The 7347-nt window shown below is 63.6% G+C and carries 6 protein-coding genes; 4 read left to right on the top strand and 2 right to left on the bottom strand.

The features are described 5' to 3' along the window. Positions 1–31: 31 nt before the first annotated feature. Positions 32–907 carry an NmrA/HSCARG family protein gene (locus SAS01S_RS00515; protein ID WP_066803138.1) on the bottom strand — a complete coding sequence of 292 codons (876 nt, stop codon included), beginning with the start codon at positions 905–907 and terminating at the stop codon, positions 32–34. Between the two features lie 85 nt (positions 908–992). Between SAS01S_RS00515 and SAS01S_RS00510 the strand changes: the two genes are divergently transcribed. Beyond that, positions 993–1895, top strand: a complete 903-nt coding sequence (locus SAS01S_RS00510; RefSeq protein ID WP_245656699.1) for a LysR family transcriptional regulator — start codon at positions 993–995, stop codon at positions 1893–1895. A 306-nt stretch (positions 1896–2201) separates the two neighbouring features. Here SAS01S_RS00510 and SAS01S_RS00505 read toward each other — a convergent pair whose 3' ends face one another. Then, a complete protein-coding gene (locus SAS01S_RS00505) occupies positions 2202–2852 on the bottom strand; it encodes a helix-turn-helix domain-containing protein (protein ID WP_066803136.1) in 651 nt (216 codons plus the stop codon). 136 nt (positions 2853–2988) lie between these two features. Between SAS01S_RS00505 and SAS01S_RS00500 the strand changes: the two genes are divergently transcribed. From SAS01S_RS00500 to SAS01S_RS00490, 3 genes are read left to right on the top strand one after another with little or no spacing between them, the layout of a single operon-like run. After that, on the top strand, positions 2989–4986 hold the full coding sequence (locus SAS01S_RS00500; protein WP_066803127.1) for a serine hydrolase domain-containing protein: 1998 nt from the start codon (positions 2989–2991) through the stop codon (positions 4984–4986). Then, on the top strand, positions 4986–5996 hold the full coding sequence (locus SAS01S_RS00495; RefSeq protein WP_066803124.1) for a dipeptide epimerase: 1011 nt from the start codon (positions 4986–4988) through the stop codon (positions 5994–5996). Before SAS01S_RS00500 ends, SAS01S_RS00495 begins: the two co-directional genes overlap by 1 nt. Then, entirely contained in the window at positions 5993–7288 is a 1296-nt protein-coding gene (locus SAS01S_RS00490) for a peptide MFS transporter (protein ID WP_245656698.1), read from the top strand. Before SAS01S_RS00495 ends, SAS01S_RS00490 begins: the two co-directional genes overlap by 4 nt. The last annotated feature ends 59 nt before the right edge of the window (positions 7289–7347 follow it).

The raw sequence follows: 7347 nt of genomic DNA, 5'->3' as shown, positions 1-7347 counted from the left end.
ACCCGCCGGTCGAAACCGGCGGGTCTACCAGTCAGCCCTGTGACCAACCGGCGGCGGCGGTTTCAGCAAAGTCACGGTATGAACGCGGCGCGTGGCCGAGCAGTGCCGTGAGGCGGGCGAGATCTTCGTCGGTCGCGATGGCGCCGTCTTCCTGGTAGCGACGCATCATCAGCTTCATATCATAGGCGAGCCAGGCCGGACCGAAACTCTTGAGGCGCTGTTCGAGCCCCTCCAGATCATCGCCGGCATAGGCGATCGGGCGACCGAGGATTTCGCTCCACAACATCGCGAGCGTCTCACCAGTGAGGATGTCGGGCCCGACCAACTCGAAAATTTCGCGCGGAAGGGGCGTGCCTGCCTGCTCGCGCCGGAGCAATTCCTTGGCAGCCGCTTCGCCGATGTCCCGCACATCGACCATCGAGATTCCCTTGGCGCCGACCGGCATGCCGTATACGTCGCCGAGTAGCGCGTCCTTCTGCCGCATATCGTTCTGGATGAAATAGGCCGGGCGCAGGATCGTCACGGGCAGGTCATAGGCGTCGATCATGCGTTCGACGGTCATCTTGCTGGCGAAGTGGGGAACGTCGGCATAGGCCTCGCCCTTGAACACGGAGAGATAGACGACCCCCTTCACGCCGGCCTCGCGGGCAGCGTTGAGCGCGAGCATCGCCTGGGTCAGTTCGTCGGGCGCATTGGGAGCGAGGAGGAAGAGTGTGCTGACACCTTCCAGGGCCGCGCGGATGCTGTCGATGTCGGCGAGGTCGCCCTTCACCGCAGTGACGCCTGCCGGAAACTCTGCCTTCTCAGGCGACCGGGTCAGCGCGCGGATGTCGGCTCCATGCCCGTCGAGAAAGCTGAGCACTTGGGTTCCGATGGTTCCGGTGCTGCCAGTGACCAAAATCGTCATGTCGTATCTCCTTGATCGCATAGGGGCGGCTTGTTGTCGCTGGAGACAAATTAACTGTTTCGAAAATGCACATAAGAGGGCATTATTGGATCACGTCGTCTCACAAATGGAACATCGCATGGATCTGCCTGGGCTTGTCGATTTCAATCTGGTTGCGACGCATGGTGGTTTCGGGCGGGCGAGCCGCGCCAGCGGCAGACCGAAGGCGACCCTTTCGCGGAAAGTGTCTGAATTGGAGGCAAGCCTTGGTGTGCGACTGATCGACCGCGGATCAAGGACGCTGCGCCTGACAGGAGAAGGGCGCGCGCTGCACGAACGCACGCTTGGCCCGCTTGCCGAGATCATTGAAGCCGAGCAGGCCGTGGCAAGTGGTTCATCCATTCCCGCCGGCAAGCTTCGCGTCAGCGCGCCGATCGTCCTCGCGCATGTGCTCCTGCCCAAGCTCGCTACAAGCTTCGTCACCGCCTATCCGCAGGTCGATCTCGAAATTATCGCCGAGGACCGCAAGGTCGACCCGGTGGACGACAATTACGATCTCGTGATCCGGATCGATCCCAGTCCGGACGAGCGGCTGGTTGGACGCCGCATCCTCGAGGACGAACGCCTGCTGGTAGCGCCGCCCGAGTTCGCGATTGCTCTTCACTCGGAGCAGGCGGCTGGCGATCACACCCTTCCGGCGGTCGGCCGCGTTGGCACCCCAGACGACCTGCTGTGGCGGATAAGGACCGACAGCGGGACACGGTTCGTCCAGCCGCGTTTCCGGCTGAGGTTCTCGTCCTTCCTGATGGTGCGTGACGCCGTTCTCTCCGGCGCAGGTGCGGCCCTTGTTCCGAAACTGATGGTGACTGAGGATATCGACGCCGGCCGGCTCGTCTCGTGGGGCGCTCACGACGGTCCTAAGGTTGAGATCTGGGCACTCCAGAACTCACGCCGCCTGTCCAGCTCCAAGGTGCGGGCGTTTTTGGGTACGCTCACGTCCTTGGCTTGAGGCTTTTGCCCTCACCCTTCGCGAGCGCCGCCTACGGTCAGGGCGGCTTCAGCGGTTCGTATCGTAGCGCAAGCGATGTTCGTCGACGCCTTCGAGGTGGGCAAGCGCCCATTGCGCCAGCTGTCACACAGAAAGCGCGAGAACTGCGGTGGCCTTCACTCTCCGCGGTACGGTTTTACCCTGCCAAGCGCCAGAATTGCGCGATTCTGGACCGCTGAAGCGCGGGTAACCTGAGCTTAGAGACTGCTTGGCGGTGCTGCCAGTCTAGCGAACTCGTCTTGAAAAACAGGCCCTCGGGCAAGGCACCTAAAGCGCCGACCCGCGCCTCTCGTCATCATTATTGTGCAGACCCATCAGCGCGGTCATCAGATCGTCTTCGGCGCTCGACATCACTGCAAGCAGGACCGCCTCGTCGCAATCTCGCGCGGTCAGGTACGCATGCCCCATGCTCGAATCGATATAGAGCGATTCGCCGACCCCGAGCACTACCGGGTCGTAGAATTCGGTATGCACTTCGATCGCGCCCTCGAGCACATAGACATATTCCTCGCCCGAATGGTGGACCAGTTCGCCAAACTCCTGGACCGAGTGTGCGCGGATCCGTGTCAGGACGGGGATCATGCGTTTCTTGCGCAGCTCCGGACAGAGATAGTAATAATCGTAATTGGGCGTTTCGACGCGTACGGCGCGGTCAAGCTGGCCAACACTGCGGCGTGCCGTGATCGGCACCTCGCCCGGTGCCCCGTCATCTTCGGCGAACAACTCGGACATGCGCAGGCCCAGCTTCTGGCTTAGCTGGACCAGCTTGTCATAGGTCAGCGTCAGCCGATCATGCTCGACCTTAGAAAGGGTCGATACGGGGATGCCGCATTTCGCGCTCATCTCCTTCAGCGTCCAATTGTGGCGCTGGCGCAGCCCCCGCAGCAACGTTCCCAATGTTGGATGAGCAGCCGCCATAGCGCACACAGGCCCTTCTTCAAAAACCATTGACATTCTCTGATCAGGATAAGATTGTCCTGTTCAGGATAAACATAATCGGAACCTATCGATTGCCGCGGTTGCGCGCAATCCTGATTGCCTGGGGAGTGAGAGGATGCGGTTGCCCAAGCTGCTTGCGGCTGTCCTGTTGATGACGGCCGGCGTCGGCGCGTTTGCTCGCGCGATACCTGCGGCTCCATTGGTGCCACCCCCCCCGGTGACGGCGCCCGCCGCCGCCCCGCCGCTTTCTCCTGGTGCGCATGCCCTGACCCGCGAGGATCTGGATATTTGGCTCGATGGCTATCTGCCCTATGCGCTGCATAGCGGCGATATCGCCGGCGCAGTCATCGTCGTGGTGAAGGACGGCAAGGTCTTGACCGAGCGCGGCTTCGGCTATGCCGACGTCGCACGTCGCGTGCCAGTGGATCCGCAGCGCACTTTGTTCCGCCCAGGCTCGGTCTCGAAACTGTTCACCTGGACGGCAGTGATGCAGTTGGTCGAACAGCACAAGCTCGACCTTGACCGTGACGTGAATGCCTATCTCGATTTCAAGATTCCGCCGTTCGAAGGCAAGCCGGTCACGCTGCGCAACCTGATGACGCATACCGGCGGCTTTGCCGAAACCAGCAAGAACGTGATGTTCTATGACGCCAGCAGGCTGCAGCCGCTCGGAGTCTATCTCAAGGAAATGCTGCCGGCCCGGATCACCGCTCCGGGCCTGACCCCGGCTTATTCCAATTACGGCTGCGCGCTTGCCGGCTATATCGTCGAGCGCGCTTCCGGCGAGAGTTTCGACGCGTATGTCGAGCGCCGCATTTTTGCACCGCTCGGCATGCGGAACTCGACCTTCCGCCAGCCGCTGCCGGCACGCTTCAAGGCGGCCATGTCGTTGACCTATCCGTCGGGCTCGGTTCCGCCGACGCCGTACGAGCTGGTCGGCCCGGCGCCCGCTGGCGCGCTCGCCTCGACCGGCGACGACATGGGCCGGTTCATGATCGCGCACCTTCAGGACGGCATGCTCGACGGGAACCGCATCCTGCAGCCCGCCACCGCCGAACAGATGCATAATTCGCCGCTGACCCTGCTCCCGCCGCTCAACCGCATGGAACTGGGATTCTTCGAAACCAACATCAACGGTCGCGAGGTCATCGCTCATCTCGGCGACACTCAGGCCTTCCACACCGCTTTGCACCTGTTTCTCAAGGAAGGAATCGGCTTCTACGTTTCGTTCAACAGCCTGGGTCACGATGCCGCAGCGGCCAAGCTGCGCAGCGCCTTGTTCGAGGATTTCGCCGATCGCTATCTGCCTGGCGCACCGGCCGCGACGACCCGCGTCGATGCCAAGCTTGCCGCCGAGCATGTCCGCCTGATGGCGGGGAATTGGGTACTTTCGCGCAAGCAGCAGGGCAATTTCCTCGCGGTGCTCGGGCTGGTCGGGCAGCTGAAGGTGACCAGCGACGCAAAGGGCGGGCTATCGATGCCGCTGCTCAAGGGCCTGGATGGGGCGGAGCGGCGCTGGGTCGAGGTGGCGCCGTTCGTCTGGAACGAAGTCGGCGGCCATGAGCGGGTCGCGGCGAAGGTCGTCGACGGCAAGGTCGTACGGTTCAGTATCGATGGCCTGTCGCCGTTTATGGTGTTCGACCGCGTGCCCGCGAGTCAGTCCAATGCCTGGCTGCTGCCGGCGCTTTATGCCGCACTGGCGATCCTCGCTCTGACCGTGCTGCTGTGGCCGATCCGGGCACTGGTGCGACGGCGTTATGGCGCGACGCTCGATCTGTCGCGCGCGCGTCTTACCGCCTTCCGCGCGTCGCGTATCGCGGCCGGGGCGATCCTCGCCGTGCTGGTCGGCTGGATGCTCGTGATCAGCGCGGTGAGCGGGGACATCGACAATCTCACCGCGAAAATAGACGGCTGGCTCCGGCTGCTCCAGGTCGCCGGGCTGTTCGCCTTTGTCGGCGGGTTTGCGGTCATGATCTGGAATGCCTGGCTCGCCTGGCGCGCGCCGGCGTCCTGGCAGGCGCGCACCTGGAGTCTGTTGCTCGTCTTTGCCGCCGCGATCCCGTTGTGGACCGCGATCGTCTTCGGCCTCCTCGCATTCACGGTGATATTCTGATGCCCCGTCTGACGCTCGACGTTCGCGTCGAATCGCTGCGCCTGTCGGCGCCATTTCGGATCGCGAGCCGCACGTTCGACTCCGCCGACGTGCTGGTCGTCACGCTGTCGGATGGCGGGCTTGCCGGGCGCGGCGAGGCGTCCGGCGTCTATTATACCGGTGACGACGTCGCGCAGATGCTCCACCATGTCGAGCGCGCGCGCGATGCGGTCGAGGCAGGCGTGACGCGCGACGAATTGCGCACGCTTTTGCCGCCAGGCGGCGCGCGCAATGCGATCGATGCCGCTTTGTGGGACCTCGAGGCGGCAAGCGATGATTGCCCTGTCTGGGCGCTCGCCGGGCAGGATGTGCCGCGCCCGCTGCTCACCACGTTCACCCTCGGCGCCGACACGCCCGAGGCGATGGCCGCAGGCGCGAAGCGCTACGACCATGCGCGCGCGATCAAGGTCAAGCTGACTGGCGATCTCGCGCTCGACATCGCCCGGGTCACAGCGATCCGCGCGGCGCGGCCCGACGTCTGGCTCGGCGTCGACGCCAATCAGGGCTTTGTCATCGGTGATCTCGATGCGCTGGTCGCCGCGATGCAGAAAGTGGACGTCTCGCTGATCGAGCAACCGCTCGCTCGCGGCCGCGAAGCCGATCTCGACGGTTATGTCTCACCGATTCCGATCGCCGCCGATGAAAGCGTGCTGTCGCTGGACGATGTTGCCGGCGCCGTCGGCCGGTTCGACGTGATCAACATCAAGCTCGACAAGTGCGGCGGGTTGACCGAGGCGCTGCTGATGGCCGCCGAAGCGCGCCGCATCGGACTCGGCGTGATGGTCGGCAACATGATCGGGACCAGTCTCGCCATGGCGCCGGCATTCGTGCTCGGGCAGATCTGCGATCTGGTCGACCTTGACGGGCCGATCTTCCTGCGCGCCGATCGGCAACCGGGGATGAAATATCGCGACGGCACGGTCTGGTGTCCCGAAACCGTGTGGGGGCGGGGCGTCCCCGCGCTCGCGTGACCGTGTTGCACGAGCGGCGCTGGCTCGGCCAGCCGCCGGGGCTGACGATTCTGTTCCTCACCAATATGTGGGAGCAGTTCTCCTATTACGGCATGCGTGCGCTGCTGGTTTATTACATGACCAAGCAACTCGCCTTCAGCCAAGGCGCGTCGTCGTTCGTCTACGGCGCCTATGCCGCAGGCGCTTACTTCACGCCGCTGATCGGGGGCATCATCGCCGACCGCTGGCTGGGCAACAAGCGCGCGGTAATCATCGGCTCGGTGATCATGTCGGCGGGTCATTTCATGATGGCATTCCCGCCATTGCTGTTCCTCGCGCTCGCCACGATCGCGCTCGGCAACGGGCTGTTCTTGCCGACGCTCCCAGCCCAGGTGAACGACCTCTACGCCGCCGACGATCCGCGCCGGGGCTGGGCGTATAACGTCTATTATGTCGGCATCAATATCGGCGGCTTCCTTGCGCCGCTGGTGTGCGGCACACTCGGCGAGCTCTATGGCTGGCATTACGGCTTCAACGCCGCAGGAATTGGCATGTTGTTGGGGCTGATCATCTATCTGGCAGGCGCCCGCCATCTGCCCCCTGAAGCCCGCCGATCGACTCGCCCCGCATCCCTACAGCCGACGCGCCCAGGACAACGCCGTCGGCTCTATCTCCTGCTCTTCGCGGTTGCCGCGTCGGTGACGATCTTCCGGGCGGCCTACGAGCAGGTCGGCAACACCGTCGCCTTGTGGGCCGACAGCGGTATCGACCGTCATGTCGGTGGCGGCTGGTCGATTCCGATGACCTGGTTCCAGTCGCTCAACCCGCTGATGGTGATGCTGTTTACCCCGCCATTGCTGGCGTGGTGGCGGCGGCGCGCCGAGCGTGGGCACGACCAGTCACCGGCGCGACGCATGGCGACGGGGGCCGCAATCGTCGCAGGCGCCTATCTATTGTTGGCGGGCGTCGAGGTGGCCGCGTCTGGCCATGTCGCTAGCTGGATCTGGCTGGTGTTGTTCTTCACCATCTTCACCTTGGGCGAATTGTTCATCCTGCCGACCGGCCTGGGGCTGTTCGCGCGGCTTGCGCCGGCGAATTTCGAGGCGACCACGGTTGCCGCCTGGTTCCTCGCGATCTTCAGCGGCAGTCTCGCCGCGGGTCTCACCGGCATGTTGTGGAGCGTGGTGCCGCATGCGGCTTTCTTCACCCTCCTCGCTGCGCTTGCGCTGGTTGCATCCGTCCTGCTGTGGTTGCTCGATGCATCGGCGGTGAAGGTCGAGGACGCCGCGCGGCAGCCCATGCCGGTTATATGAATTCTGAACAAATTCTCTGATCAGGATAAAATGTCCTAATCAGGATTGACATTGCACTA

The organism is Sphingomonas asaccharolytica NBRC 15499, from assembly GCF_001598355.1.
Lineage (GTDB): Bacteria > Pseudomonadota > Alphaproteobacteria > Sphingomonadales > Sphingomonadaceae > Sphingomonas > Sphingomonas asaccharolytica.
This window is presented reverse-complemented; position numbering and strand designations above follow the sequence as displayed.